The organism is Nonomuraea sp. NPDC049695, assembly GCF_040674955.1.
In the GTDB taxonomy this organism is placed as follows: domain Bacteria; phylum Actinomycetota; class Actinomycetes; order Streptosporangiales; family Streptosporangiaceae; genus Nonomuraea; species Nonomuraea helvata.
Map to the genome: position 1 here is coordinate 1 of NZ_JBFANV010000228.1, position 1,661 is coordinate 1,661.

Annotated in this window: 1 protein-coding gene; it reads right to left on the reverse strand. The window is 68.6% G+C overall.

All coding sequences use genetic code 11. The annotated features are described in order from the left end of the window. Positions 1-461 precede the first annotated feature (461 nt). Entirely contained in the window at positions 462-1,643 is a 1,182-nt protein-coding gene (locus AB0J64_RS57220) for a cytochrome P450 (protein ID WP_364047241.1), read from the reverse strand. Positions 1,644-1,661: the final 18 nt, after the last annotated feature.

Sequence of the window (1,661 nt, forward strand, 5' to 3'; positions counted from 1 at the left end):
CCTTCACGTCACGGCTCTTTGCGGCGTTGGCGGGCCGGACCTCGACGGTGGTGTCGGCCCGGTCGGCGGCGATGAACTGAACGCGCCCGGCGGGGATGTCCAGGATGGTGGTGATCGGGGTGGGGGCGTCGAAGTTCTGCATCGTGTGCTCCTGTTGAATCTGTTCTGATTGTTCAAGTGAAGGGACGGATGGTGGAACGCCGTCCTGGGCTGCCCAGGGGCGTCTCGATTGCTGAGGCCGGGGCCGCCCGAGGTGATCTCACCCTTGGACGAGCCGGGCTCAGGCTCGGGGTCAGTCGTCGATTGCCTGTAGACCGTGGTCCAGAGCTCGCGGCGATTCCGCAGCGGACATCCGACCTGGGGGAGTGCGAGGTGGGACAGGTACTGGTCAGCGCCGCAGGCAACCAGCCACGGCGGTGGCGGGTGGCCCATACGCGTCCTCGCCTGTCATAGGTTCGTGGTTATGCGTCCCAGGTGACCGGGAGGCTCTTGACCCCGTAGATGTCCGCGGTCTCCGGGCGCAGGGTGACCTCTTCGGCCGGTACGGCCAGGCGCAGCGTGGGGAAGCGGTTGAGGAGCGCGGGGAAGGCGACGCGCATCTCGACACGGGCGAGCTGCTGCCCCAGGCACTGGTGGATGCCGTGGCCGAAGGCCAGGTGGCCGCCGTCCTGCCGCTGGAGGTCGAGGACGTGGGGGTTGGGGAAGCGTTCAGGGTCGCGGTTGGCGGTGCTGAGGGACAAGATGACCGTGGTGCCGGCCGCGATGGTGTGGCCACCCAGCTCGACGTCCTCCAGCGCGACCCGCTGGGACTGCTTGGCGACGGTCAGATACCGCAGCAGCTCCTCCACGGCCCCGTCGGTGAGCGTGGGGTCGGCGCGCAGCGCGGCCAGCTGCTCCGGGTTCTGCAGAAGTGCGAAGGTGCCCAGCGCCAGCATGTTCGTGGTGGTGTCGAACCCGGCCGACAGCAGGATCAGAGCCATCCCCCGCAGCTCCTCATCGGTCAGGTCGCTGTCGAGGAGGTCGCTGAGCAGGTCGTCGGTGGGGTTGGCGCGCTTGGCGGCCACCAGCTCGGCGAGGTAGGTCTGGGTCGCGGTGTAGGCCGCGATCAGCTCCTCGTCGCTGACCTCCCCGCCGAGGAACTTGTCGATGTTGTCCTGGAACAAGCCCCGATCCTCGTACGGCACCCCCAGCAGCTCACAGATCACGATGGCGGGGATGGGCTTGGCGAACGCGGTCACCAGGTCCACCGACGGCCCGGCCTTCTCCATCGCGTCCAGGTGCTCGGCGGTGACCTGCTCGACCCGCTCGGTGAGCAGCCGCATCCGCCGTACGGTGAACCTGCCCACCAGCGGCTTGCGATAGCGGCCGTGCTGCGGCTCGTCCATCAGCAGGAACTCACCGGGCGGCGCCGGCGGGACCTCGATGTCGCCGTAGTCGATGGTCGGGTGGTGGCTCATGAGCTCCTTGCGTGAGCTGAACCGTGGATCGGCCAGGACCGACCGCATCAAGTCGTACCCGGTGATCAACCAGCCCTGGTGTCCGTCGGCGAAGGGGAGACGGCTGATCGGGCTCTGCTCGCGGGCCTCGATCAGCTCCTTGGGCGGGTACCAGCACGGCTGGGCGCCGGCGGGCCTGCTGGACACCTACCACGGCGAACGCCA